The organism is Microbacterium sp. MMO-35, from assembly GCF_037147555.1.
GTDB lineage: Bacteria > Actinomycetota > Actinomycetes > Actinomycetales > Microbacteriaceae > Microbacterium.
Genome location: NZ_JBBCVH010000007.1, coordinates 137,563 through 162,060 on the forward strand (window position 1 = coordinate 137,563; position 24,498 = coordinate 162,060).

Sequence of the window (24,498 nt, forward strand, 5' to 3'; positions counted from 1 at the left end):
GATCCGATCAGGATCCAGAGTCTGCGCTGTCGTCCAGGCGTGTGCGCGGAACGACGATCATCGGCACCGGGATGACGTCGAGCATCTTGGCCGCGGTCGATCCGAGGAACAGCCGCCGCGGCTGCGCGAGCCGGCTGGATCCGACGAGGATCAGCTCCCCGGGCAGCCATTCCAGCCGCGCGACGGCCTCCTCCACGGTGTCGCCCGGCGCCCGCTCGAGTTCGGCGCGGACACCGGCCGGCAGCTCCATCTCGGCCCGGGCGAGCACGTCCTCTCCGTGGGCGCCGCTCACCAGCCGGATGGCCTGCGGGTCGAACCCGCGGGGCACGTCGAAGGCGACGAGCGAGACCAGCCGCAGGGTCGCCCCGGTCGCGGCGGACAGTCCCACGGCCGCCTCCAGCAGCGCGTCGGCGCCGGGGCGGTTGCCGATCGCCGCCGTGATCCGCGGGATCGGCGCCTGCACGTCGGCGCTGTGCGCGAAGCCCGCCGGAGCGAGCGCCACCGGGATGGGCGAGGAGTGCAGCAGCGCCTGCGCGACGCTGCCCATCCGGTGCAGCCCGATCGTGGCGCCGTTGGCGGCGCCCACGACGATGAGCGCCGCGTCGAGCTGCTCGCCGGCGAGCACGAGCCCCTCCGCGAAGGAGTCGTTCTCGCGGGCGTGCGCGGTGTGCGCGACGTCGGCCGGGATCATCGCGGCCGCGGCGTCGAGCCACTGCTTCGCCTGTCCGTGGATGGGGCTCTCATGATCCGGCGCGGTGTCGCCGCCGCCGGGCACGACGATGAGCACATGCAGGTGCCGCCGCGTGGCGCGGGCGAGACGCACGCCCAGCGCCAGCGCGTCGGCACCGGTCTCCGTCGCCGTGTAGCCGACGACGATGGAGGTGGTCATCAGCCCTCAGCCGCTCCGACGGAGGCGACCTCGGCCGCGCGGGCGTCGGCGCCGTCCTCGCCGCGGTCCGCCTCGAGGATCTGCGCCGCCGCGAGGCGGCCCATGCGGATCGCGCCGTCGACGTGCTGGTAGCCGGCGCCGGCCATGTCGGAGCAGGCGAAGTGGATCGGGCCGACCGCGGAGCGGAGGTCCTTCCCGTAGCGGTGCAGGCCGCCCATGTCGAAGCTCGCCGCGTACGCGCCGCGGGTCCACTCCTCGGTGCCCCAGTCGCTCTCGTAGTAGACGACGGGGTTCTTCGCCTCGGGACCGTAGTAGTGCGAGAGCGACTCCAGGATCCGCTCCTTGCGCTCCTCGGCGGAGAGCTCGAAGAGGTCGTCGGCGTTCTGGTCGCTGACGAAGCCCACCAGGGTGCCGCGCTCGTCGCCGTGGTTGGTGTTGTCGTACGCCTCGTGCGAGAGCTCGTAGGGGCTGAACGCGGTGCCGGACAGGCCCTGCTCGCGCCAGAACGGACGGTCGTAGACGGCGTGCACCTTGATGACGAAGCCCATCGAGAGGTGCTGGTGCATCTGGTGCTGACGGCGCGGCAGCGGCGGCACGAACGAGATCCGGTCGTACAGCACGGGGGCGAGCGCGAGGACCGCGTGACGGGCGCGGACGGTGAGCGAGTCGGTCGTCGCCGTGACGCCGCTCTCGTCCCACTCCAGCGAGCGCACGGGCTGGTTGAGGAGCACGTCGTCGCCGAGACGCTCGGCGAGCAGCAGCGGAACCTGCTGCAGGCCGCCGATCACGCGCTTGTCGAGGATGAAGTCCGCGTCGACGAGGTGCGAGTACGACCCGGCGGACGCCGCCATGAGCAGCGACTGCAGCAGCGAGAACGCGTGCGTCGGCTTGGTGAGCATCGCGGATCCGGTCGCGAACGCGAGGTTGCGCACGGCCTCGTCGTCATCGGTCTGCTGGCGCAGCCACGCGTCCCAGGTGACGGAGTCCCACTCGGCCGCCTTCGGGTGCGCGTACGGGCGGTCCGGGTCGATCTCGGCCACCATGGCGTCGAGGCGCTCGGTGATCTCGGCGATGACCGCCTCGGTCTCGGTGGAGACCGGGAACATCTCGCCGGTGAAGCGGTGCAGCGTGCCGTCGGGGCCGACGTAGACGCTGTCGCCCTCGCGGTAGCGGCTGAACGTCTCCAGTCCCAGCTCGTCGATCGTCTCGATCAGCGCATCCTGGTCGGGAGAGACCCACTGGCCGCCGATCTCGAGCATGGCACCGTCGATGACGTCGGTCCAGAGCCGGCCGCCGACCCGGTCGCGGGCCTCCAGCACCACGACCGACAGACCCGCCTTGCGCAGTTCGTTCGCGGCGGTAGTGCCTGCGGCGCCCGCTCCCACGATGAGCACGTCACGGGTGATATCGGCCAATTTCGACTCCTTCATCGGTCTGCACCGGTCGGTGCGCTGTGCAGGTCTCCCTGCGGTTCTTCATGGAAAAGTTGCCGGGCGCGATCCAGCATCCCCCGATCCCGATCGCGCCCGGACGTCTCAGTGGGCAGCGAGGGCCTCGGCGATGATGTCCAGACCCTCGTTGAGGAGGGCGTCGCCGATCGTCAGCGGCGGGAGGAAGCGGATCACGTTGCCGAACGTGCCGCAGGTGAGGACGATGACGCCCTGCGCGATCGCGGCCTTGGCGACCGCGCCGGTGAGGGCCGCGTCCGGGGCGCCCGTGGCCGGGTCGACGAACTCGGCGGCGATCATCGCACCGTGTCCGCGGATGTCGCCCACGCGCGGGTCGGCGGCCTGGAGGGCGCCGAGGCGGTTCTTGAGCAGTGCGCCGATCTCGGTGGCGCGCTCGAGCAGGCCCTCGGTCTCGTAGGCGTCGATCGCGGCGAGCGCGGCGGCGCAGGCCACCGGGTTGCCGCCGTACGTGCCGCCGAGGCCGCCGGAGTGCGAGGCGTCCATGATCTCGGCGCGGCCGGTCACCGCGGCCAGCGGCATGCCGCCGGCGATGCCCTTGGCGGTGGTGATCAGGTCGGGCTCGATGCCGAAGATCTCGCTCGCGAACATCGACCCGGTGCGGCCGAAGCCGGTCTGCACCTCGTCGGCGATGAAGACGACGCCGTTCGCGCGGCACCACTCCAGGATCGCGGGCAGGTAGCCGTCGGCGGGGACGATGAAGCCGCCCTCGCCCTGGATCGGCTCGATGATGACGGCGGCCAGGTTGTCGGCGCCGATCTGCTTCTCGAGCTGGAGGATCGTGCGGGCCGCCGCCTCGTTGCCGGACAGGCCGTCGCGGAACGGGTACGACGCCTGTGCGCGGTACACCTCGGGGGCGAACGGGCCGAAGCCGCTCTTGTAGGGCATGGCCTTGGCGGTGAGCGCCATGGTCAGGTTGGTGCGGCCGTGGTAGCCGTGGTCGAAGGCGACGACGGCCTGACGGCCGGTGTGCTTGCGGGCGATCTTGATCGCGTTCTCGACGGCCTCGGCGCCCGAGTTGAACAGCGCGGTCTTCTTCGCGAAGGAGCCGGGGGTGAGCCGGTTGAGGGCCTCGGCGACCTCGATGTAGGACTCGTACGGCGAGACCATGAAGCAGGTGTGCGTGAACTGGGCGGCCTGGGCCGCGATGGCGGCGGCGACCTTCGGGTGCGCGCTGCCGACCGTGGTCACGGCGATGCCGGAGCCGAGGTCGATGAGGGAGTTGCCGTCGGCGTCGACGACCACGCCGCCGCCCGCGGCGACCGCGGCGACCGGCACGGTGTGCCCGACGCCGGCCGGAACGGCCGATGCCTTGCGGGCGAGGATCTCTGCCGACCGGGGGCCGGGGAGCTCGGTGACGAGGCGGCGCTCCTGCGGAAGGGAGGGACCGCCGAGGGGAAGCGTTTCTGCCGATGCGTCGATGGTGCTCATGGCCTCGAGACTACGGAGGTCGCCGCCGCAGAGCATTCGCCGAAGCGTACAATCTGGGTGACGATTTCGCCGGAACGGCCACACCGGTATCGGCGCGGAAGGAGCGCACACGATGGAGCAGCAGCCGACCCTGCGCACCCTGCTCGGAAGGCGCGACCTGCACCTGCGCCTGGTCGGCGACGAGGCGGCGCTGCCGCCCGGATCCCTCGATCGGCCGCTGCGCTGGGTGCACAACTCCGACCTCACCGATCCCACGCCGTTCCTCGCCGAGGACATCGCCCTGCTGACGACCGGCACGCAGTTCGGCGACGACGACGAGGCGGGCGTGGGCGCGTACGTGCACCGCCTGGTGGATCGCGGCGTGGTGGCGCTCGGATTCGGCACCGAGGTGCACCGCAGCGGGATCCCGGCCGGCCTCGCCGCCGCCTGCGCCGCGTGGGGCCTGCCGCTGCTCGAGGTTCCCTACGGCACCCCGTTCATCGCCGTCGCGCGCGCCCATGCCGAGGCGATCGCGGCGCAGGCCTACGCACGACGCACCTGGGCGCTGGAGACGCAGCGAGCGCTGTCGGTCGCCGCCCTCCGCCCGCACGGGCTGGAGTCGACGCTCACCGAGCTCTCCCGCCGGCTCGGATGCTGGGTCGGCATGTACGACGCCGCCGGGCAGCTCGTGCACGAGCATCCCGCCGACGGATCCTCCCCCGCGCTCGACGAGGCCGCAGCCGATCTGCTGGTCCGCGGGGGATCCGCGAACCGCGTCGTCCAGGCCGGCGAGGCCGCCCACACGCTGCTGACGGTGGGACGGGCCGGGCACCTGCGCGGGGTCGTCGCGATCGCGAGCGGCACCCTGGATCCCGAGACCCGCGGAGTCGTGACCTCCGTCATCGCGATGGCCGGGCTCTCACTCGAGCAGAGCCAGCAGCTCGAGCGCAGCCGGCGTCGGCTGCACCGGCAGCTGCTCGCCTCTCTGCTCGCCGACGACCCCACCCTCGCGCGCCGGGTCCTGGGCGCGCTCCCGCCCGCCCCCATCGTGGTGGCCGTCGCCGCCGGACAGCGCCAGAGCGCGGTCGTGGAATGGTGGGACCGCCAGCCCGCCGACGCCCCCGCGGCGTTCCTCGCCGAGTCCGAGGAGGGGCTGGTGATGTGCCTCGCGGTCGGCGACGCCGGGCTGCTGGACGAGGTCGCGGCACGCACCGGCGTGCGCATCGGCGCCTCGGCCCCGGAGGAGTACACCGGCTTCTCCCGAGCGCACGCCCAGGCGCTCACGGCCCTGCGGCGCTCGGGCGACGCCGGCGTCGCCCGCTACGCGGACACCGCGGAGACCAGCGTGCTGGCGGCGTTCGCCACCGACGAGGCGCGGCTCATCGCGGAGTCGCTGCTGGCGCCGCTGCGGCAGCACGACACCCAGGAGGGGGCCGAGCTCGAGCGGTCGCTGCGGGTGTGGCTGGAGCACGACACCCGCCTGGAGCCCGCCGCCGCCGCGCTCGGCGTGCATCGGCACACGCTGCGCACCCGGATCGGCCAGGCCGCGATGATCCTCGACGCCGACCTCACGTCGTTCCCCGCACGGGCCGAGCTCTGGGCGGCCCTGCGCACCGCGGGCGACCAGTGACGCAGGTGGTGCGCTCGCCCCGCTGAGGCGGGGCGTTCGCGGGGCGCGCGCCGCGGGATCCTGGTCCTCGAAGCCGGGCGGATACGGTACGGTGAGGTTCGTCTGCGCCTTGTGGGAAGGCGCAGTGCCGTCTGGGGACGGCTGGGACGTTCTGGGGAGAACCGCCATTTCTGCTGCAATCGAAAACTCTGGGGACCACGCCGCGAACGACTCCGTCGTCCGTCGACGTACGACAGGCGTCTCGCGCCGGACGCTGATGAAGGGCGCCGCCTGGTCGGTGCCCGTGCTGGCGATCGCCGTGGCCGCGCCGGCGATGGCGATCTCGCCACGGGACATCGGTCTCGTCGGCATCGGATCCTTCGCCGTGCAGCGCTGCGGGCAGATCACCGGTCTGTCCTTCTGCGCGAAGAACGGCGGCGCCGCCGCCCCTGCAGGGTGGACGGTCCAGGTGACGCTGCCGGCGGGCCTGCAGTTCGCGAGCGGGAACCCCACGACGCAGAACCTGACCACGACGGCCGGCGGGTGTGTCTCCGTCCCGACCATCAGGGTGACGGGCGCGGCGGGCAGCTACTCGATCACCGGGACCATCACGGCTCCGGTCTCGGGTCCGGCCGGCGTCGCCCAGATCACCGGCACCGTCTCCGTCGCGCCCGGCAACGTCAAGGAGTTCCGCACGAAGTACACGTGGGGCGATCAGGCCTCCGCGGTCACCTACGTGCGCGACACCGCCCTGTCCGCGAGCGAGGGCGGCATCGCGGGCAACAATGCGGGGAACAGCTTCGGCGCGGTCGTGGCCGCGGACGGGACCGTGCGGTACTGGACCGGCAACACCAGCTGGACGGGCGGCACGGTCAGCCCGTCGACGCTGCCGACGGTCGCCGGCGCCACCCAGGTGAGCACGTTCCGCGCCAACGGCTCGGCGTTCGGCGGCGCCGCGGCCAGCGCCTCGGCGGTCTGGCAGTGGTGGGACACCGGATCCGGCCCCACCGTGCTCGCCGTGACCGGCCCCACCGGCACCGTGCTCGATGTGCAGTCCTTCGCCGGACGCAGCTATGTGCTGACGACGAACGGCGTGTGGACCTGGACGACGGCGACCGGCGGCAGCGGCGGCAGCGGCGGCAGCGGCAGCATCGCCGCCACGGCGCTGTCCCTGCCCGCCGGCACTGCGGCGGGCAGCAGGATCATCCAGATGTCGGCGTTCTACGACATGGGCAACAACGACACGGGAGCCGCCGTCATCATCGGCGCCTCGGGCAGCGCGACGAGCGGTCAGCTGGCCCTGTCGACGGGCGGCGGGAACTTCTCGAACGTCACCGGCACCGGATCCGCGGACATCCGCACGGTCTCGGCCGGGAGCGCGGGCCTCGCCGCGATCGGGACCAACGGCACGCTCTACACCTACGCGAACTACGCCCACGCGGGCATCCCCACGGGGTGGACGCAGCGCGACACCGGAGTGTCCAGCGCCTCGGTCTGGGGCTTCGGAGGCTACTTCGGCGGTCAGTACGTGAAGAACGGCGCGGTCGTGCAGATGTTCGGCGTGAGCGGCGGCTACACCACCAAGGTCCCCACCGGCATGACCGGCAAGACCATCACCAAGACCTTCTCGTCGGACGGCACCTACCTGGCGCTCGCCTCGGACGGTACGGTCTACTACTGGTACGGCAACAACGACAACTTCAGCGGTAGCGGCGCTCCCGCAGCCGCCGTGCTCCCCGGCGTCACGAACGTCGTGGATCTCAACGTGTGGGGCTACCACTACAACAGCGGCGTGAACAACTACTTCGGCGGCGGGTTCGTCATCCAGGGGTCCGGCTGCCCGTGATCTGAGGCCGCGGCGGGATTCGCCGGCGAGGTGGCGCCCACGCGGGTCGTCACCTCGCCAGCGCCGCCAGCATCTCCGCAGCCGTGCCCGAGAAGATCGGGCCGTGCCCGACGACGATCGACCGTTCGGGCAGAGCGCGCAGACGCTCCAGGCTGACCGGGGTCTGCGCCGGGTCGTCGCTGAACGGACCGACCTGCACGTCCGAGGAGCCGTTGAGCACGTGCCTCGTCGTGATCGCATCGCCCACGAAGATCGCGTCCACCGCGGGCACGCGGATCGCGACGGATCCGGCCGAGTGCCCCGGCAGGGCGATGATCTCCGGGGATCCGGGCAGGTCCAGCACCTCCCCGTCCTGCACGGTGCGCACCGCGCCGAGGTGCTTCGGCCGCAGGCCGCCGCGGCGCAGCGCGGCGGCGAGGAACTGCACGGTCGGGCCCAGGCGCATCTTCCCGCCCGAGGCCGACGGCGTCTTCTCCCCCTGGGCCCGCCCCGCATCGGCCTCGTGCACGAAGGTCGGCACTCCGTGCTCGGTGCGCAGCCATTCCGCGACGCCGATGTGGTCGCTGTCGCCGTGGGTCAGCACGACGCCGCGGATGTCGGAGACGCTGCGCCCCGCGGCCGCGAGCGCCTGCTGCAGGATCCGGCGATCGCCCGGGAGCCCCGCGTCGATGAGCGTGACGCCCTCGTCGGTGACGACGGCGTGCATGGCGACGATGTCGTCGCCGATCCGGAGGAGTTCTGCATTCATGATGGCTACGTTATATAGCTATCATGGCTACTGTCAATAGCCTTATGATGAAGGTCATCCGCACCGAGCCGAAGCGCACCGCAGAGGAGGAACCGATGCCGGCACCCCAGCGCGTCACCCGCGCCGCCCTCACCGCCGCCGCCCGCACGATCGCCGAGCGCGACGGGATCGACGCCGTCACGATCAGCGCCGTGGCCGCGGCCGTCGGCGTGCGCGCGCCCAGCCTGTACAAGCATGTGACGCACCGACACGACCTGCTCCGGCTCATCGCCGACGACGCGGCCCGCGAGCTCGGCGACGACATCGCCGCCCTCGCCGGATCCGCCGCAGACCCCGCCACGGCCCTCACCGCGATCGGCCACGCGTTCCGGGCCTTCAGCGCGCGCTCCCCCCGTGCCGCATCCCTGCTGTTCTCCGGGGCGGCGCTCAGCGCGGAGCCGGCGTCCGAGTCGATGAGCGCGCTGACCGCGACGCTCCTCGACGCCGTGCGCGCCTCGACTCCGGGCGATCCGCTCCCCGCCGCACGGACCCTGACCGCCTGGGCGCACGGCTTCTGCACCATGGAGCAGGCCGGGGCCTTCCGTCTCGGCGGCGACGTGGACGAGGCGTTCGAGTTCGGCCTCGCGACCCTCGTGGCGGCGCTGACGGACCTCCGCGCCGCGCCGGAGACGCCGCGTCGGGAGACCGTGCACGATTCAGGCCGTCTTCAGGCCGAGGCCGCAGGCCGGCGCGGAAACACGCGGCTCTGATCCGCGCCCAAGACCATCCAGCCTGAATTACGCACACGGCGTCGAGCGGAACCGACCGACGAAGCCCCGCCGGGGCCGCTCAGGCGGGCGCGTGCGCCTCGAGGAACTCGTACACATCGGTCGTGTCGACGCCGGGGAACGCCCCGGTCGGCAGGGTGGCCAGCAGCGTCCGCGGGGTGCGCACGTTCGGCCAGGACTGCTCGCGCCACCGCGCCTCGAGGTCGGCGGGAGCCCGCCGGCAGCACACCTCGACGGAGTGCTTCGAGACACCGCGGTTGGGCGTGTCCCGCCCGATGAACCACTTCGTGTCGTCGAAGCGCACGCCGACGCTCACCGAGTGCAGGCCCTCGCTCGACGGCTCCACGCGCGCCGTGCACCAGTACGTGCCGTTGCCGGTGTCGGTGTACTGGTAGTACGGGTTGAAGCGGTCCTCCTCCTCGAACACGACCCGGCTCGTCCACTTGCGGCAGCACATCTGCCCCTCGATGGATCCGAGCCGATCGGTCGGGAAGTTCACGTCGTCGTTCTCGTACGCCTTCGTGATCGTGCCGGACTCGTGCACCTTGAGGAAGTGCACGGGGATGTCGAGGTGCCGGGTGGCGAGGTTCGTGAACCGGTGCGCCGCGGTCTCGTACGACACGGAATAGGCGTCGCGGAGGTCCTCGATGGAGATCGCCCGGCGCTCCTTCGCATCCTTCAGCACCGGGACCAGGTGCTCCTCGGGCATGAGCAGGGCGCCGGTGAGGTAGTTGGTCTCCACCCGCTGACGCAGGAACTCGGCATAGCTGCGGGGCTCGGAATGGCCGAGGATCCGGCTCGACAGCGCCTGCAGCACCGCCGTGCGCGCATCGCCCTTGCCCGGGACGCGACTGGACAGGTACAGCCGCCCGTGAGCGAGGTCGGCCACGCTGCGGGTCGACTGCGGCAGGTCGGGCGCATAGTGCAGGGTGAACCCGAGGTGTGCGGCGATGTCGCTCGCGGTGCGCTGGGTGAGCGGGCCGCCGGGGTGCCGCACCGCGGCGAGGATCTCGGCCGCCTTCCGCTCCAGGTCGGCGAAGTGGTTGTCCTGGCTGCGCATGAGGTGGCGCAGCTCGAGGTTGGCCCGGCGCGCCTCCTCCGGGGTCGCGGCACGCTCGTCGCGCAGCCGCTCGATCTCCCCGTGCAGCGCGAGCAGCGCCTTGAGCGCCTCGTCGGGAACGGTCTTGGCGATCCGGAACGGGGCGATCCCGAGCGCCTGGAAGGTCTGCCCCTTCATCGCGCGCTCGACGGCGACCTCCATGCCGCTGCGCTCGTCGAGCGGCCCTTCGGCGAGGATCTGGTCGATCGTCGTGTCCAGCGCCCGCGCGATCGCCTGCAACTGGGTGAGCTTGGGCTCGCGCTTGCCGGTCTCGATCATGGAGACCTGGCTCGGCGCCCGGTCGATGGCCGTCGCGAGCTGCTCCAGGGTGAGGCCCGCGGCCGTGCGGAACTGCCGGATGCGGCGTCCGATCGTGAGGGCGTCGACCTCTTCACTCATGCGGGGCTCCTCGGGGTCTCGTTCCGGGTCGTCAGGGCCCGATTCTGTCACGAAAGCAGAATTCTCGACAAACTTCTCCCCGATTTCGGTCATTGCCGTTCCGGATCTTCACGCAGAGTGGTCACAAGCCACCCCGGCACCGATGCCGGACCGGATCCCACTCACGGAGGAGACAGATCATGACCATTCCCGCTGCGTCACCGACCGCCCCGATCCGGACCATCGGCACCGTCGTCGCGAACGCCGAGGGCCCCTCGATCCGCATCACCGGGCCGCTGCACGAGCGCTTCGGCGAGATCCTCACCCCCGCCGCACTCGCCTTCGTCACCGAGCTGCACCACCGCTTCGGCGGCCGCAGGCACGACCGCCTCGCCGACCGCATGCGTCGCCGCTTCGAGATCGGCAACGGCCACGACCCGCGCTTCCGCGACGACACCCGGCACATCCGCGAGGACGCCGACTGGCGCGTGGCGGGCGCGGGCCCCGGGCTCGAGGACCGCCGCGTCGAGATCACCGGCCCGACCGACCCCAAGATGACGATCAACGCGCTGAACTCGGGCGCGAAGGTGTGGCTGGCCGACCAGGAGGACGCGACGAGCCCCACCTGGCGCAACGTGATCGGCGGGCAGCTGTCGCTGCGCGACGCGATCCGCGGACGCCTGACGTACACGAACGAGGACGGCAGGGAGTACCGCGTCACCGCCGAGCAGACGCCGACCATCGTGATGCGCCCGCGCGGCTGGCACCTCGTGGAGAAGCACCTGGAGTTCACCGACCGGACCGGCCGCCGGATGGACGCCTCGGGCTCCCTGGTCGACTTCGGCCTCTACTTCTTCCACAACGCCCAGACGCTCATCGACGCCGGCCGCGGACCGTACTTCTACCTCGCCAAGATCGAGTCGAGCGAGGAGGCGAAGCTCTGGAACGACGTCTTCACCTTCAGCGAGGACTACTTCGGGATCCCCCGCGGCACGATCCGCGCGACGGTGCTCATCGAGACCCTCCCCGCGGCGTTCGAGATGGAGGAGATCCTGTTCGAGCTGCGCGAGCACTGCGCGGGCCTGAACGCCGGCCGCTGGGACTACATCTTCTCGATCATCAAGAACTACCGCGGCCGCGGCGCCCGTTTCGTGCTGCCCGACCGCAGCGAGGTCACGATGACCGTCCCGTTCATGCGGGCGTACACCGAGCTGCTCGTGAAGACCTGCCACAAGCGCGGCGCCTTCGCGATCGGCGGCATGAGCGCCTTCATCCCGAACCGGCGCGACCCCGAGGTGACCGCCCGGGCCGTCGAGAAGGTCGCCGCCGACAAGAAGCGCGAGGCCGGCGACGGCTTCGACGGGACCTGGGTCGCCCACCCGGACCTGATCCCCACGGCGCAGGCCGAGTTCGACGCCGTGCTGGGAGAGCGCCCCAACCAGCTGGACCGGCAGCGCGACGACGTGCAGGTGCGCGCCGAGGACCTGCTCGACGTGCACATCGGCCGCCCGATCACCGCCGACGGCGTGCGCGACAACGTCTCCGTGGCGATCCGGTACCTCGAGGCGTGGCTGCGCGGCATCGGAGCGGTGGCGATCGACAACCTCATGGAGGACGCCGCGACGGCCGAGATCAGCCGTTCGCAGGTGTGGCAGTGGATCCACCAGGGGCAGACGACCCAGGAGGGCACCCTCATCACGGCGGAGTACGTCGAGGGTCTGATCTCGGCGCTGCTGGACGAGACCCCGCGCGCGGAGGGCGACCGCTTCGACGACGCGGCTGACGTCTTCCGCGAGGTGGCGCTGCGTCCGGAGTTCCCCGCGTTCCTCACCCTCGGCGCCTACGCCAAGCACCTCGTGGAGGACTGACCCGGCATCCGCCGGTCCCCCTGTGCCGAGCTCCGTCGATTCCGCGCCCGCGGCGTTCCCACCGGTTACGCACGGCATGATCGACGGAGTTCGGCACATCCACGAGCGCAAGAGCACCGGCAGGTGCGAGAGCAGAGGCAGGAAGAACAGATGACCTCCACCGCAGACCTCTACGACGAGCAGGGCGACGCCCTGCAGTCCCTCGCCCTGCAGCTGCGCGACTTCGGCGGCCGCATCGCGTTCGAGGGCCCCCTCCGCACCGTGCGCTGCTTCCAGGACAACCAGCTCGTGAAGGAGCTGCTGGGCACCGACGGCGACGGCGCGGTGCTCGTGATCGACGGATCCGGCTCGCTCGGCACCGCGCTCATGGGCGACATGATCGCGGAGAGCGCCGTCGCGCACGGCTGGGCCGGCGTCCTCATCCACGGCGCGATCCGCGACAGCGCCGCGATCGGCCGCCTCCCCCTGGGAGTGAAGGCCCTCGGCACCAACCCGCGCAAGAGCGCGAAGACCGGATCCGGCGAGGTCGACGTCGTGCTGCGCTTCGGCGACGTCGAGTTCCGTCCCGGCGCCCGGCTGTACGCCGACGAGGACGGCGTGCTCGTCGAGCGCTGAGCCGTCGCGTCGCCGATCCGGGTCCGCCCGCCGCCGACGCGCCTACGCTGGAGGCATGAGCGCCCCCTCCGCACGGCAGGTCCTCTTCGAGGGCGTCGCCGACGAGTTCCTGCACGACTACCCGCGGGGCGCGCGTCTCGTCGCGGTCGCGAGTCCCGACGCGGAGCGCTCCGCGGCGGCCGCCGAGAGCCTCCGCGACGCGCTCACCGCCCGAGGCGTCGACGCCCGCATCACCGAGCAGGACGGCCGCGGCGAGGACGCACTGCGTGCCGACGTCGTGGCACCCTTCCGCTCCTCGGGCGCCGACGCCGTGCAGATCGTGTCCGGCACCCCGGGGCTGCTCGCCGAGCGCACCCGGGGTCTCTGGCACTTCTCGGTCTGGCTGATCGACGGCGATGAGGTGCCGCACACCGCGGCCACGGCTCTCGTCGACGTGACGGATCCGGATGTCCCCGTCCGGCGACTGGCGGACTACTGCGCGGTTCCGCCGTCGTTCCTGACCTGACAGCGGCGACCCCCCGCCATCGTTCGCCATGGCGGACAAATCGGCCCCGTTCTTGTACGTCACGGCCATTTCCCGCCGGAGGCCCCCGAGTACGCTGGGAGCGTGACCGAACGCGCGCCTCTCTCCCGCAAACTCTCCGCCATCGCCGAGTCCGCCACGCTGAAGGTGGACGCCAAAGCCAAGGCCCTCAAGGCCGAGGGCAAGCCCGTCGTCTCGTACGCCGCGGGCGAGCCCGACTTCGCCACGCCGCAGTTCATCGTCGACGCGGCCGCCGAAGCCCTGGCGAACCCGGCCAACTACCGCTACACCCCCGCTGCCGGCCTGCCCGAGCTGCGCGAGGCGATCGCCGCGAAGACGCTGCGCGACTCCGGCCTCGAGGTCTCGCCCTCGCAGGTGATCGTCACCAACGGCGGCAAGCAGTCCGTCTACCAGGCGTTCCAGGCCGTGGTGAACCCGGGCGACGAGGTGCTCCTGCCCGCGCCGTACTGGACCACCTACCCCGAGGCGATCCGCCTCGCGGACGGCGTCCCCGTCGAGGTCTTCGCCGGTGCCGACCAGGACTACAAGGTCACCGTCGACCAGCTCGAGGCCGCGCGCACCGACCGCACGACGGTACTCGTGTTCGTCTCGCCGTCGAACCCGACCGGATCCGTGTACTCCCCCGAGGAGACCGCGGCGATCGCGGCCTGGGCGCTCGAGCACGGGATCTGGATCATCTCGGACGAGATCTACCAGAACCTCACCTACGAGGGCGTGAAGGCGACCTCCGTCGTCGAGGCCGTGCCCGAGGTCGCCGGTCAGACCATCCTGGTCAACGGCGTCGCCAAGACCTACGCGATGACCGGCTGGCGCGTGGGCTGGATGGTGGGCCCGGCCGACGCGATCAAGATCGCCGGCAACCTGCAGTCGCACCTCACGAGCAACGTGAACAACGTCGCGCAGCGCGCCGCGATCGCCGCACTGAACGGCCCGCAGACCGAGGCCGAGCAGATGCGCGAGGCGTTCGACCGCCGCCGCCGCCTGATCGTGTCCGAGCTGTCGAAGATCGACGGCCTCGTGGTGCCGAACCCGACCGGGGCGTTCTACGTCTACCCCGACGTGCAGGGCCTGCTCGGCCGCACCTGGGGCGGGGTGACCCCGACGACCTCCCTCGAGCTCGCCGACCTCATCCTCGACCAGGCCGAGGTCGCGGTGGTCCCGGGCGAGGCGTTCGGCCCGTCCGGTTACATCCGGATGTCCTACGCGCTGGGCGACGACCAGCTGCTCGAGGGCGTGCAGCGCCTGCAGCGCCTGTTCGCCTCCTAACGCCCGCGCTCAAACGTCGACGCCCCCTCGGGCTGTCCGCGCCCCTCCTGAGATCCGCAACTCAGAGGGGGCCTCGGCAGCGGGAGGGGGCGTCGACGTATCCGGCCGGCACCCGACGCGCGCGGGCCGCGGTCAGTCCTCGTAGCCGACGAGCCAGCGCACGCCGAAGCGGTCCACCAGGGTGCCGTCGTGGGCGCCCCACGGACGCTCCTGCAGCGGGTCGATCACCCGGCCGCCGTCTCCCAGCTGCGCGAACCAGTGCGTGAGGGTGGCCGCGTCGGCCGTGCCGAGCAGGGAGAAGTACATCCCGTTCATGTGCACGGCGTCCTCGTCCGGCGCGGCGTCCGCCGCGGCGAGCTCGACCGGGCCGCCGAGGAGCATGCCGTGCGCGATCGCATCGCCCGGGCCGTCGGCGCGCCCGAACTCGGCGTAGGTGTGCAGCACCGCCTCGCCGCCGAAGATCGTCTGATAGAACGGCAGCGCATCGGCGGCGGTGCCGGGGAAGAGCAGGTAGGGAACGAGTCCGGTCATGTGCGCGATCCTACGCGGGCCGGATCCCCGCCACGAGCGAGGATCCGGCCGCGCCGCTACTCCTTCACGGAGCCGGCGGTCAGGCCCGCGACGATCCAGCGGCTCGCGACGGCGAAGAGCACCATCGTCGGCAGGATCGTGAGCACGGCCGCCGCGGACATGGATCCCCAGTCCACGTTGAACGTCGAGATGAAGCTGTTCAGCGCGGCGGGCACCGTGCGGTTCTCCTCCGACTGCATGAGCACGACGGAGAGGAACAGCTCGTTCCAGCAGTTCACGAAGTTGAAGATGAACGCGGCGATGATGCCGGGCGTCATCACGGGAACGAGGATCCGGAACAGCGCGCCCAGCCGCGAGCAGCCGTCGATCATGGCCGACTCCTCGAGCGCATCGGGCACGTTCTCGAAGAAGCCGCGCAGCATGACCGTGGAGAACGGGATGCAGACGGCGACGTAGACGAGGATCAGGCCGAACTTGCTGTCCACCAGTCCCAGGTCCGTCATCATCGTGTACAGCGGGCCGAGGGCGATGAATGCCGGGATCATCTGCGTGAGCAGGAACACGATGAGCACCGTGCCCTTGCCGCGGAACTCGAAGCGCGCGATCACGTAGGAGCTGAGCAGGGCGATGAGGGTGGAGGTCGCCCCCGCGACGAGCGAGACCAGCGCGGAGTTGCCCAGGAAGACGCCGAAGTTCGCGTCCGAGAACAGCTTCGCGTAGTTCTGCACGGAGGGCTGCGACGGCCAGTACTCGATCGGGAACTTGTTCACGGTCTGCGGAGACTTGAACGACGTGAGGACGATCCAGTACAGCGGGAACAGCGTGATCAGCAGCCAGAGCCCCAGGCCCACGGCCTTGGCGACTCCGCCCGCGGTGATCCGCCGGCGGGACGCGCGCGCGGGACGCGAGACCCCCGTGCCCGGCGCGGTGATGGTCATCGTGACGCTCATCGGGTGACCTTCCGCATCGCGAACAGGTAGAAGCCGCAGAACACGAACAGCAGCGCCATGACGATCAGCCCGATCGCGCTCGCCGTGCCGTAGTTGCCCTGCTGGGTGAAGGTGATCATCCAGGTGGTGATGATGTGCGTGCGCCCGGCGGGCCCGCCGCCGGTCATCGCCCAGATGATGTCGGGGAAGTTGAAGATCCAGATCACACGCAGCAGCACGGTGAGCAGCAGCGTCGTGGAGATGTACGGGATGACGATCGAGAACAGCTGACGCGCCTTCCCGGCGCCGTCGAGGCTCGCGGCCTCCAGCACCTCGTCCGGCACCGACTGGAGGGCCGCGAGGATCATGATCGCGAAGAACGTCACGCCGTACCAGACGTTCGCGATGATCACTGCGATCATCGCGAGGCGCGGGTCGGCCAGCCACGGAAGCGGTGCGTGGATCAGCCCCGCCTTCATGAGCAGGTCGTTGACGACGCCGAACTCCGCGTTGAACATCCAGCGGAACAGCATGCCGATGAGGAATCCGGAGACGGCCCAGGGGAAGAACACGAGCGCCTGGTAGACGCCGCGGAAGCGGAACCGCTGCCGCAGTGCCAGCGCGATGAGGAATCCGATCACGAACTGCGGGACGAGGGATCCGACGACCCACAGCACGGTGTTGCCCGCGACGGTCGGGAAGACCGGGTCGGCGAGGACCTTCGCGAAGTTGTCGAAGCCGACGAACGGCGTCGAGGTGAGGTCCCACAGGTTGTAGTCGAGGAACGCCATCCGGGCGCCCTGCAGCATGGGCAGGTAGGTGAACCAGCACACGAACACGATCGCGGGAGCCAGGAAGGCGAGGATCGTGAGGGCGTGCCGGGAGCGGAACGCGGGGCGGCGCGCGCCTGCGGCGCCCCGCGGCGCGGGTCCGGCGCCCGGCCGCGACCGGGTGGCCCGGCCGGCGGAGCCCGCCGGACCACCCGCAGCAGAGGTCGAGGTCACGACATCAGCCCTTCTTGTACTTCGCGGTCCAGTACTCGTCCCACGAGGCGAGCAGCTGCTTGGTGCTCATGTTCCCGAGCAGCACGCTCTGCACGTCCTGATCGGCCTTCTGGCTCCACTCGCTCCACCAGGCCACGCCGCGGGGCTGGTGCACCGTGACGTAGGTGTCGGGATCCTTCGTCATCGTGACGTAGGAGGCCCAGGGGCCCGTCGCGAAGAACGGATCCTTCGTGGCCGAGGTGACGATGGGAACCAGGCTGTTCTTCTGCGCGAACGTCGTGGCGGGCTTCTCCGAGGAGAGGAACTCGATGAGCTTCACGGCCGCCGCCTTGTTCTTGCTGCCCTGGGCGATGCCCCAGCCCGCGGTCGCGAAGGGCTGCGCCGCCTTGCCGCTCGGGCCGACGAGCAGCGGCGCGGTGGACCACTGGTCCTTGCCGAGGTTCGACGCCGACACGGTCGCGATCACCTCGGGGTCCTGCAGCAGGAACCCGGTCGTGCCGTTCGTGAATCCGGCGACCATCTCCGGGTATCCCCAGGACACGGCGGACGGCGGGGACGCCTTCTTGAACAGATCGAAGTAGGTGTCCACGGCCTTCTGCGCATCGGGCGAGGAGAAGACGGTCTTCCCGTTCTTGAGGAGGAAGGCGTTGGTCGGGTCGAGATCGTCGATCGTGTACGAGTTGATCGCGGCGACCACGTTCGAGTTGGCGTTCTTGCCGCCGCGGAACGCGTAGCCGTACACGTTGTTCCCCGGATCCTGGATCTTCGAGGCCTGCTCGAGCAGGTCGTCCCAGGAGTGCGGGGGCGTGTCGAAGCCGGCCTGGGAGACGAGGTCGGTGCGGTAGAACAGCGACAGCCCGTAGAACCCGTACGGCACGAACCAGGTCTTGCCGTCGGTCTTCGCGGCGTTGCGCGCGTTGTCGGTGAGTGCCGACCACCCGTCCCAGTTCTTCAGGTCGCCGGTCATGTCGTACAGCCACTTGTTGTTGGCGAACGGGCCGACGGTCAGATCGCGGACCTCGAGCACGTCGATGCCCTTGCCGGACTGCAGCATCTGCTGGATCGTCGTGTCGGCCTGCTCCGTCGGCGGGGAGACGAGCTTGACCGTGATGTCCGGGTTCTCCTTCTGGAAGTCGTCGAGGAGGCTGCGGATCAGCTTGGTGCGGTCGGGGTTGGTCAGGCTCTCCACCATCTGCAGGGTGACCTTGCCGTCGGCCGATCCGCCGCCGGAGGCGGATCCTGCGCCGGAGCAGGCCGTGAGCGAGAGCAGGGCCGCGATGCCCAGCCCCGCGATCGCGGTCAGTCGGGTGTGCTTCACCATTGAGGCGTCCTTTCGTTCGTGTGGGTGTTGCAGGTCCCCGGTCGGGTCACGACCGGGCGAGGGCGAGGATCCGCGGGACGCAGCGCTCGACGAACGCCTCGAAGTCGGATGCCTCGGTGTACAGGTGCACGGAGAGGCGGAAGTAGCCGATGCCGGCGAAGCTCGTGAACGCCGTCTCCACGCCGACCTCGTCGAACAGGCGCAGGCGCAGGTCGTCGGCCTCTTCGCGCGTGCGGCCGATCCCGTGCGGCAGGCGGAGCAGCCGCAGGGACGGCGCCGGCATCGGCAGCGCGACCCGCACCGCGTCGTCGACGCCGTGCTGGAGCGACTCGGCGATGATCCGCTCGCCCTCGTCGGCGAGCTCGGTCATCGCCTCGCGCGCGCGCTGCCAGCCGAACTCGCGCTCGACGAAGTCGATCGCGGCGGGCGTGGCGAGGTAGGCCGTCGCGTCGATCGTGCCCTGCGTGTCGAAGCGGGAGGGATACGGGTCGGTCGCCGCCCACGAGTCGATGAGGGGCCACAGCTCGTCACGGTCCGCCGCCTGCGTGACGAGCACCGCGGATCCGCGCGGCGCGCACGGCCACTTGTGCAGGTTGCCGAACCACCAGTCGCCGCCTCCGGCGACGGCCGCGTCCGCGATCAGGCCCGGCGCGTGCGCGCCGTCCACGAGCACGCGCGCTCCGCGCTCGTGCGCGAGCGCCGTGATCTCCGCCGTGGGCAGGCCGCGCCCGGTCGGCGAGGTGATCTGGTCGACGACGATGAGCCGGGTCCGGGGCCCCATCTCCTCGGCGAACCGCGCGAGCACGGTCTCGGCGTCGTCCAGGAGGCCGATCCCGACCGTGCGCACCCGGGCGCCGAACCGTCGCGCGAGCCGCGCGGCTCCCATCGTCACGGCGCCGTAGCCGTGGTCGGTCACGAGGATCTCATCGCCCTGCTCCAGGCGAAGCGCGTTGAACACGACGGTCGCCGCGCCCGACGCATTGGGAACGAAGACGAGATCGTCCGGATCCGCGCCGACGAAGGGGGCGGTGGCCTGCCGGGCGGCGGCGACCTTCTCCCCGAGCCGGGGGAACCAGCCGACCGGGTTGAGATCGGCCTCGTGGCGCCAGGCGTCCTGCTGGGCGACGACCTCGGTCGGCACCGCGCCGAACGATCCGTGGTTGAGGTGCACGACCCGGGGGTCGAGCGGCCATGCGTCGCGGGCGCGGTCGTAGGAGGCGAGGCGCACAGGGGCGATGCGGGAGTCCGTACGGAGGTCGGGCATGCGGGTCTCATCCTTGAGGGGCGAAGAAAGCTGCGGGGTCAACTTGTCGCACAACTTTTGCACATACTCGCGAGAATCTTCAAATCTCGGCCGAAAATCCCCTATGTCGTTAGACAACTATCCTTGATTCTGAGGTTGGCCCACACTCAAGAGAGAAGCCGCACACCGAGGAGGACCATGAGCGCACTCGAGACCGCCCTGCACGGACTGCGGGCGCTCGTCGCCGACGGGAGCCTGCGCCCCGGCGACAAGCTGCCCAGCGAGGGCGAGCTCTGCGAGCAGCTCGGCGTGTCCCGCGGATCGGTGAGGGAGGCGATCCGGATGCTCGCGGCCCTCGGCGTGCTCGAGACCCGGCACGGGTCCGGCAGCTACGTCACCGCGCTGCGTCCCGCCGACCTCATCCAGGTGCTCTCGCTCACGGTGGACGTGCTCCCGCTCGACGCGATCCTCGAACTCGTCGAGATCCGCCGCCCGCTGGAGGCCCATGCCGCCGCCGCCGCGGCCGCGCGCGCCGACGCCGCGGCGCTCGCGGAGCTCGAGGCGCTGGTCGAGCGGATCGCCGCCTGCACGGAGCACGAAGAGGAGTCCCGGCTGGATCACGAGTTCCATCTGGGGATCGCGGCCGTCGCCGGCAACGAGGCGCTCACGAGCCTGCTGGGAGCGCTCCGCTCCCGCACCCGGCAGTATCGGATCCTCGATCCCGACGACGCCGTGCAGCTGAAGGTGCTCTCGGATGCGGGTCACCGCGCCATCGTGCGCGGCCTCATCGCCCGCGATCCCGCGGAGGCCTCCGCGGCGGCCGCCGCGCATGTCGCCCAGACCGAGTACTGGCTCCGCAAGCAGATGGCGGAGTAGCGGCTGCCCGGAGCCGATGCGGCGGCGGAGCGCCGCCGCGACGGGCCGCAGCCCGCTACAGCTCGACGTCGACGAGCACGGGCTCCGGCTGCAGCACCAGCCCGAACTCGGCGTGCACCCTGCTCTGGATGAACCGCGCGAGCTCGGCGATCTCCCCCGCCGTCGCCCCGCCGCGGTTCGTGAGCGCGAGGGCGTGCTTGGTGGAGACGCCGGCGCGCGACCGGGGCAGCCGGAAGCCCTTTCCGATGCCGGCGTGCTCGATGAGCCAGGCGGCGCTCACCTTCACGTCGCTCGGGGGCGCCTCGGGCTTCGGCGCGAGACCGTAGTAGGAGTCCAGCGGGATCACGGTGACGGTGTCGAGGTCGGGCGCCACGGGCCAGCGCGGGCACTCGGGCGGCAGCGTGCGCGCCACCGCCTCGGGGACGATCGCGTTCTGGAAGAAGGATCCGGCCCCGTGCGTATCCGGATCCGCCGGATCGAAGAGCATGCCCTTCGCGGCACGCGTGGCGAGGATCCGCTCACGCAACCAGGTCAGCGGCACCGGCTCGTCGCCGGTGAGCTGGAGGGCGCGACGCAGCTGCTCGCCGCGCACGACCCGCCCCGCATCGCCCGTCACGGCGAGATCGAGCGTGACCGACAGGATCACCGCGCGGCGCTCGGCGACGGAGCCGTAGTGGTGCTTGAGCACGGAGGTGCGGAAGCCGAGGCCGAGATCCGCGGCCGGGGTCGTGACGACCTCGCCCGTGTGCTCGTCGATGAGCTCGACCTCGACGAGGGTCTCCTGGATCTCCTGCCCGTACGCGCCCACGTTCTGCACGGGTGCGGCGCCGACCGTGCCAGGGATGCCCGACATCGCCTCGATCCCGGCGTAGCCGCGATCGACCGCGTAGGCGACCAGGGCGTCCCAGTCGTGGCCGGCCTGCGCGCGCAGCCGGATCCGGCCGGGGTGCGGCGAGGGCAGCTCCTCGATGCCGCCGGTGCGGATCCGGATCACGGTGCCGTCGAAGGCGGTGTCGCCCGCGAGGAGGTTGGATCCCCCGCCGAGCACGAACCATTCGTCAGCGGAGGCCCACACGTCGCGGAGGGACGCGACCAGCTCGTCCGTCGTGCTCGCGTCGATCATGCGGGCCGGCGCCGCGCCGGTCTGCAGCGTGGTGAGCTCGGCGAGGCGGATCGGTGCGATCTCCGCCATGTCAGAGGGAGTCCGCCGCGACGCGCAGCTGCGACTTGACGAGCACGGTGGTGTCGGCGTGCTTGACCACGAGGTCGATCCGCACCGCGGTCTCGTCGACGGCGCCGACCTTGGCCGTGATCGCGACGTCGGCGCCGGCCTGCGGGTCGACCACGACCGGGCGGGCGAAGCGCACGCCGTAGTCGAGCACGCGGGCGGTGCCGGGGAGCGCGGCGATCGCGACGGAGGACGCGATGCCCATCGTGAGCATGCCGTGCGCGAGCACGCCGGGCAGGCCCACCTCGGCGGCGACGTCGTCGCGGTAGTGGATCGGGTTGAAGTCGCCGGATGCTCCGGCGTAGCGGACGAGCGACTCGCGCGTGAGGTGCACGGTGCGCTCGGCGATGACGTCTCCGACGTTCACGCGGCGGCCTCCTCGGTCTCGGCCGGCGCGTCGCTGACGAGCAGCACCGACGTGGCGGTGACGACGTGCGCGCCCGCGGCGTCGCGGATCTCGGCGTCGCTCGTGATCATGGCGGCGGGGCCCATCGCACGGATCGCGGTGACCGTCAGCTGCGCGGTGAGCTCGTCGCCGGCGACGATCGGGCGGGTGTAGGTGAAGCGCTGCTCCGCGTGGATCGTGCGCGACAGCACGATCCCAGAGTCCTCCAGGCCGAGCAGCTGCTGCAGCGTGAGGTCCTGGATGACCATCGCGAACGTGGGCGGCGCCACGACGTCGGCGAAGCCGAGCGCCTGGGCCGCGGCCACGTCGGTGTGCTGGGGAGCATCGGCGAACACGGCGCGGGCGAACTCGCGCACCTTCTCGCGGCCGACCAGATACGCGGGCGTCGGCGGGAACACACGTCCGACCAGTTCAGGATTCACGGGCACCCCCCGATCCTACCGACCCGCCCGGAGCGCGGTCCTCCTGGTTCCCGTCGCAGAAGTTGTCGTTCCGAGGTCCTCCGAGCGACACCTTTTGCGACGGGAACGAGCAGTCGCCGCCCGGAACGCGGCGTCAGGCGGTGCGCGGCCTGCGGCCGCGGATTGCCTTGAGCGCCATCTGCACGGCGATGAAGGTCAGGTACGCGGCGAACAGGATGTTGCCGACGAGCGGATCCACGATCGTGGCGAGCCACGCTCCGAGCGCCGTGGTGGTGCACGCGGAGAGCCCCACGAATGCGGCTGCCGTCAGGTCGACGTTGCGGTGCCGGAGGTTCCCGATCGTGCCGGAGATCGCGGTCGGGATCATCATGAGCAGCGACGTCCCCTTGGCGACCAGATCGCTCGTGCCGAAGGCGAGCATGAGCACCGGCACGACCACGATCCCGCCGCCCACGCCGATGAGCCCGGCCAGGATCCCGGTGCCGAGTCCGACGACCAGCAGCAGCGCCGCGGTCAGCCAGGTCACCTCGAACACCGCGTCCCTCGAGGGGATGACGACGAACAGCATCACGATCACGATCGCGAGGAAGCCGACGAAGCACCAGCGCAGGGCCGTCTGCGAGATCCGGGTCAGCAGCCGGGTGCCGATCTGCGCGCCGACCACGGATCCGATCGCGAGCAGGAGAGCCGGGATCCACGCGACCGCGTCGTGCACGGCGTAGGAGATCACCCCGACGGCCGCGGTGGGCACGATCGCCGCGAGCGAGGTGCCGGCACTGAGACGCTGGTCGAAACCGAGCAGGAGCACGAGGAGCGGCACGATCACCGTGCCTCCGCCGACGCCGAAGAGGCCGGAGAGGAGGCCCGCGGCGAGGCCGATCCCGATGAACGCCGCGATGGCCCGCGGTCCCCGCATGCGCTCGACGGTGCCGTCGCCCACGTCCACTCCCGTCCGCCCGCGCGTCCCACGCAGAGCACGGATCAGCCTACTCACCCGCCGCTCCCCGAGAGCGGCGCGCACTGGGATCCCCCATCGTGCAGAGCCACAGGACCCCTGCTGCCCCCGCCTCGGATTGCGGCCTCCGACCCCCGGACGCGACGATGTGCAGGCCGGCGCTCCGAGCAGGCGCCGTCACGATCAGCACAGGGTGCGACGATCCGCCCACGGATCCACGTCAACACGTGTGCTGATCGTGACAAGGTGTGCTGATCGTCGCGGGGTGCGGGGCCCGGGCGTCGCGCGTCAGCGACCCTGGAACCGCGGCGGGCGCTTCTCCTGGAACGCCGCGAACCCCTCGCGGTAGTCGTCGGTGTCGCAGAGCGCCGCCTGGGCGGCGTTCTCCTGCGCCATCGACTCCCACAGCCCCAGGCGCTGGTCGCGCAGGGCCGCGACGAGCCGCTTGCTGGCGACGAACGCCGCGGTGGCCCCCTCGGCGGCGCGTGCGGCCGCGGCGAGCGTCGTCTCGAGCAGTTCCTCGCCTGGGAGCGCCTGCGAGAACAGTCCCGCGGCGACGGCCTCGGATCCGCTCATCAGGCGCCCTGTGTAGATGAGGTCGAGCGTGCGGTGCGCCCCGAGGCGCTCCACGAACAGGGCGTGGCCGCCGGAGTCGAGGGTGGCGCCGAGGGCCGCGAACGGGGATCCGACCTTCGCGCTGTCGGCGACATAGACGACGTCCGTCGCGATGAGCAGCCCCAGCCCCACCCCGAGGCAGGCCCCCTGCGCCGCGGCGAACGTCGGGGCGGGGAACGCCGCCATGCGCTGCAGCACCGGGGTGACCAGCCCGTCGAGATACCCCATCACGTCGTCGTCGCGCGGATCCACACCGGAGATGTCGCGCCCCGCGCAGAACGCCCGCCCCTCGCCGCTCAGCACGAGGGCGCGCACCCCGGCGCGCTCCGCCTCGGCGTACGCGTCGCCGAGGTCGCGCACCGCCTGCTCGTCGAGCGCGTTGAGCTTGGCGGGGTTGTTGAGCACGATGTGCGCGACGGCGGCGCCGCCGGACGTCGTGTCGATGTCGAGGTCGATCACAGGC

23 protein-coding genes are annotated in these 24,498 nt (G+C 71.3%); 8 read left to right on the plus strand and 15 right to left on the minus strand.

The window, feature by feature from the left end; all coding sequences use genetic code 11:
• Positions 1 to 7 precede the first annotated feature (7 nt).
• The 3 genes from WFJ01_RS14890 to gabT all read right to left on the minus strand — a co-directional run bounded on the left by WFJ01_RS14890 (position 8) and on the right by gabT (position 3,786).
• Entirely contained in the window at positions 8 to 889 is an 882-nt protein-coding gene (locus WFJ01_RS14890) for a universal stress protein (protein WP_292885077.1), read from the minus strand.
• Positions 889 to 2,304: a flavin monoamine oxidase family protein gene (locus WFJ01_RS14895; RefSeq protein ID WP_336629493.1), complete on the minus strand. Its 1,416-nt coding sequence runs from the start codon at positions 2,302 to 2,304 to the stop codon at positions 889 to 891. The genes WFJ01_RS14890 and WFJ01_RS14895 overlap by 1 nt, the downstream gene beginning before the upstream one ends.
• 120 nt (positions 2,305 to 2,424) lie before the next feature.
• A complete protein-coding gene (gene gabT, locus WFJ01_RS14900) occupies positions 2,425 to 3,786 on the minus strand; it encodes a 4-aminobutyrate--2-oxoglutarate transaminase (RefSeq protein WP_336629494.1) in 1,362 nt (453 codons plus the stop codon).
• A 112-nt stretch (positions 3,787 to 3,898) separates the two neighbouring features.
• On the opposite strand from gabT, the gene WFJ01_RS14905 reads away from it, so the two are divergent.
• Both WFJ01_RS14905 and WFJ01_RS14910 read left to right on the plus strand, forming a co-directional pair.
• On the plus strand, positions 3,899 to 5,395 hold the full coding sequence (locus tag WFJ01_RS14905; RefSeq protein WP_336629495.1) for a helix-turn-helix domain-containing protein: 1,497 nt from the start codon (positions 3,899 to 3,901) through the stop codon (positions 5,393 to 5,395).
• A gap of 256 nt (positions 5,396 to 5,651) precedes the next feature.
• A complete protein-coding gene (locus WFJ01_RS14910) occupies positions 5,652 to 7,220 on the plus strand; it encodes a hypothetical protein (protein ID WP_336629496.1) in 1,569 nt (522 codons plus the stop codon).
• Between the two features lie 49 nt (positions 7,221 to 7,269).
• Here WFJ01_RS14910 and WFJ01_RS14915 read toward each other — a convergent pair whose 3' ends face one another.
• On the minus strand, positions 7,270 to 7,968 hold the full coding sequence (locus tag WFJ01_RS14915; RefSeq protein ID WP_292885092.1) for an MBL fold metallo-hydrolase: 699 nt from the start codon (positions 7,966 to 7,968) through the stop codon (positions 7,270 to 7,272).
• A gap of 95 nt (positions 7,969 to 8,063) precedes the next feature.
• Here WFJ01_RS14915 and WFJ01_RS14920 point away from each other — a divergent pair, with 95 nt between their 5' ends.
• Positions 8,064 to 8,717 carry a TetR-like C-terminal domain-containing protein gene (locus WFJ01_RS14920; RefSeq protein ID WP_251438706.1) on the plus strand — a complete coding sequence of 218 codons (654 nt, stop codon included), beginning with the start codon at positions 8,064 to 8,066 and terminating at the stop codon, positions 8,715 to 8,717.
• Between the two features lie 79 nt (positions 8,718 to 8,796).
• Here the strand turns inward: WFJ01_RS14920 and WFJ01_RS14925 are convergent, their stop codons facing one another.
• On the minus strand, positions 8,797 to 10,233 hold the full coding sequence (locus tag WFJ01_RS14925; protein WP_251438707.1) for a helix-turn-helix transcriptional regulator: 1,437 nt from the start codon (positions 10,231 to 10,233) through the stop codon (positions 8,797 to 8,799).
• A 179-nt stretch (positions 10,234 to 10,412) separates the two neighbouring features.
• Between WFJ01_RS14925 and aceB the strand changes: the two genes are divergently transcribed.
• The 4 genes from aceB (at position 10,413) to WFJ01_RS14945 (ending at position 14,505) form a co-directional block, all read left to right on the plus strand.
• A complete protein-coding gene (gene aceB / locus WFJ01_RS14930; protein ID WP_251438708.1) occupies positions 10,413 to 12,080 on the plus strand; it encodes a malate synthase A in 1,668 nt (555 codons plus the stop codon).
• 150 nt (positions 12,081 to 12,230) lie between these two features.
• On the plus strand, positions 12,231 to 12,695 hold the full coding sequence (rraA, locus tag WFJ01_RS14935) for a ribonuclease E activity regulator RraA (protein WP_292885100.1): 465 nt from the start codon (positions 12,231 to 12,233) through the stop codon (positions 12,693 to 12,695).
• A 55-nt stretch (positions 12,696 to 12,750) separates the two neighbouring features.
• Complete coding sequence (locus WFJ01_RS14940) at positions 12,751 to 13,200, plus strand: hypothetical protein (protein WP_336629497.1); 450 nt, start codon at positions 12,751 to 12,753, stop codon at positions 13,198 to 13,200.
• Positions 13,201 to 13,302: 102 nt separating this feature from the next.
• A complete protein-coding gene (locus WFJ01_RS14945; RefSeq protein WP_292885106.1) occupies positions 13,303 to 14,505 on the plus strand; it encodes a pyridoxal phosphate-dependent aminotransferase in 1,203 nt (400 codons plus the stop codon).
• Positions 14,506 to 14,637: 132 nt separating this feature from the next.
• Here WFJ01_RS14945 and WFJ01_RS14950 read toward each other — a convergent pair whose 3' ends face one another.
• Genes WFJ01_RS14950 through WFJ01_RS14970 form a run of 5 tightly spaced genes read right to left on the minus strand, consistent with a single transcriptional unit; the run spans position 14,638 to position 19,554 of the window.
• Positions 14,638 to 15,036 carry a VOC family protein gene (locus WFJ01_RS14950; RefSeq protein WP_251438712.1) on the minus strand — a complete coding sequence of 133 codons (399 nt, stop codon included), beginning with the start codon at positions 15,034 to 15,036 and terminating at the stop codon, positions 14,638 to 14,640.
• A 56-nt stretch (positions 15,037 to 15,092) separates the two neighbouring features.
• Entirely contained in the window at positions 15,093 to 15,986 is an 894-nt protein-coding gene (locus WFJ01_RS14955; protein WP_251438713.1) for a carbohydrate ABC transporter permease, read from the minus strand.
• Positions 15,983 to 16,969 carry a carbohydrate ABC transporter permease gene (locus WFJ01_RS14960; RefSeq protein ID WP_336629498.1) on the minus strand — a complete coding sequence of 329 codons (987 nt, stop codon included), beginning with the start codon at positions 16,967 to 16,969 and terminating at the stop codon, positions 15,983 to 15,985. The genes WFJ01_RS14955 and WFJ01_RS14960 overlap by 4 nt, the downstream gene beginning before the upstream one ends.
• Before the next feature lie 4 nt (positions 16,970 to 16,973).
• Entirely contained in the window at positions 16,974 to 18,290 is a 1,317-nt protein-coding gene (locus WFJ01_RS14965) for an ABC transporter substrate-binding protein (RefSeq protein ID WP_336629499.1), read from the minus strand.
• Positions 18,291 to 18,336: 46 nt separating this feature from the next.
• Complete coding sequence (locus WFJ01_RS14970; RefSeq protein ID WP_336629500.1) at positions 18,337 to 19,554, minus strand: aminotransferase class V-fold PLP-dependent enzyme; 1,218 nt, start codon at positions 19,552 to 19,554, stop codon at positions 18,337 to 18,339.
• A 177-nt stretch (positions 19,555 to 19,731) separates the two neighbouring features.
• On the opposite strand from WFJ01_RS14970, the gene WFJ01_RS14975 reads away from it, so the two are divergent.
• Positions 19,732 to 20,409 (plus strand): FadR/GntR family transcriptional regulator, encoded by a 678-nt coding sequence (locus WFJ01_RS14975; RefSeq protein ID WP_285813934.1) that lies wholly within the window; start codon positions 19,732 to 19,734, stop codon positions 20,407 to 20,409.
• Positions 20,410 to 20,464: 55 nt separating this feature from the next.
• Here the strand turns inward: WFJ01_RS14975 and WFJ01_RS14980 are convergent, their stop codons facing one another.
• The 5 genes from WFJ01_RS14980 to WFJ01_RS15000 form a co-directional block, all read right to left on the minus strand.
• The gene (locus WFJ01_RS14980) at positions 20,465 to 21,601 is read right to left on the minus strand and encodes a UDP-N-acetylmuramate dehydrogenase (RefSeq protein ID WP_336629501.1); all 1,137 of its coding nucleotides are present in this window, start codon (positions 21,599 to 21,601) and stop codon (positions 20,465 to 20,467) included.
• Between the two features lies 1 nt (position 21,602).
• Entirely contained in the window at positions 21,603 to 22,004 is a 402-nt protein-coding gene (locus tag WFJ01_RS14985; protein WP_336629502.1) for a MaoC/PaaZ C-terminal domain-containing protein, read from the minus strand.
• Positions 22,001 to 22,471, minus strand: a complete 471-nt coding sequence (locus WFJ01_RS14990) for an FAS1-like dehydratase domain-containing protein (protein ID WP_251438719.1) — start codon at positions 22,469 to 22,471, stop codon at positions 22,001 to 22,003. Before WFJ01_RS14990 ends, WFJ01_RS14985 begins: the two co-directional genes overlap by 4 nt.
• A 127-nt stretch (positions 22,472 to 22,598) precedes the next feature.
• The gene (locus WFJ01_RS14995) at positions 22,599 to 23,381 is read right to left on the minus strand and encodes a sulfite exporter TauE/SafE family protein (RefSeq protein ID WP_251439363.1); all 783 of its coding nucleotides are present in this window, start codon (positions 23,379 to 23,381) and stop codon (positions 22,599 to 22,601) included.
• Between the two features lie 327 nt (positions 23,382 to 23,708).
• A complete protein-coding gene (locus WFJ01_RS15000; protein ID WP_336629503.1) occupies positions 23,709 to 24,494 on the minus strand; it encodes an enoyl-CoA hydratase/isomerase family protein in 786 nt (261 codons plus the stop codon).
• Positions 24,495 to 24,498 lie beyond the last annotated feature (4 nt).

Bases quoted from the DNA above. Each gene is read 5' to 3' on its own strand.
- WFJ01_RS14890 (WP_292885077.1), bottom strand. From the start codon at position 889: ATGACCACCTCCATCGTCGTCGGCTACACGGCGACGGAGACCGGTGCC.
- gabT (WP_336629494.1), bottom strand. From the start codon at position 3,786: ATGAGCACCATCGACGCATCGGCAGAAACGCTTCCCCTCGGCGGTCCC.
- WFJ01_RS14905 (WP_336629495.1), top strand. From the start codon at position 3,899: ATGGAGCAGCAGCCGACCCTGCGCACCCTGCTCGGAAGGCGCGACCTG.
- WFJ01_RS14910 (WP_336629496.1), top strand. From the start codon at position 5,652: ATGAAGGGCGCCGCCTGGTCGGTGCCCGTGCTGGCGATCGCCGTGGCC.
- WFJ01_RS14915 (WP_292885092.1), bottom strand. From the start codon at position 7,968: ATGAATGCAGAACTCCTCCGGATCGGCGACGACATCGTCGCCATGCAC.
- WFJ01_RS14920 (WP_251438706.1), top strand. From the start codon at position 8,064: ATGCCGGCACCCCAGCGCGTCACCCGCGCCGCCCTCACCGCCGCCGCC.
- WFJ01_RS14925 (WP_251438707.1), bottom strand. From the start codon at position 10,233: ATGAGTGAAGAGGTCGACGCCCTCACGATCGGACGCCGCATCCGGCAG.
- aceB (WP_251438708.1), top strand. From the start codon at position 10,413: ATGACCATTCCCGCTGCGTCACCGACCGCCCCGATCCGGACCATCGGC.
- rraA (WP_292885100.1), top strand. From the start codon at position 12,231: ATGACCTCCACCGCAGACCTCTACGACGAGCAGGGCGACGCCCTGCAG.
- WFJ01_RS14940 (WP_336629497.1), top strand. From the start codon at position 12,751: ATGAGCGCCCCCTCCGCACGGCAGGTCCTCTTCGAGGGCGTCGCCGAC.
- WFJ01_RS14950 (WP_251438712.1), bottom strand. From the start codon at position 15,036: ATGACCGGACTCGTTCCCTACCTGCTCTTCCCCGGCACCGCCGCCGAT.
- WFJ01_RS14955 (WP_251438713.1), bottom strand. From the start codon at position 15,986: ATGAGCGTCACGATGACCATCACCGCGCCGGGCACGGGGGTCTCGCGT.
- WFJ01_RS14965 (WP_336629499.1), bottom strand. From the start codon at position 18,290: ATGGTGAAGCACACCCGACTGACCGCGATCGCGGGGCTGGGCATCGCG.
- WFJ01_RS14970 (WP_336629500.1), bottom strand. From the start codon at position 19,554: ATGCCCGACCTCCGTACGGACTCCCGCATCGCCCCTGTGCGCCTCGCC.
- WFJ01_RS14975 (WP_285813934.1), top strand. From the start codon at position 19,732: ATGAGCGCACTCGAGACCGCCCTGCACGGACTGCGGGCGCTCGTCGCC.
- WFJ01_RS14980 (WP_336629501.1), bottom strand. From the start codon at position 21,601: ATGGCGGAGATCGCACCGATCCGCCTCGCCGAGCTCACCACGCTGCAG.
- WFJ01_RS14995 (WP_251439363.1), bottom strand. From the start codon at position 23,381: ATGCGGGGACCGCGGGCCATCGCGGCGTTCATCGGGATCGGCCTCGCC.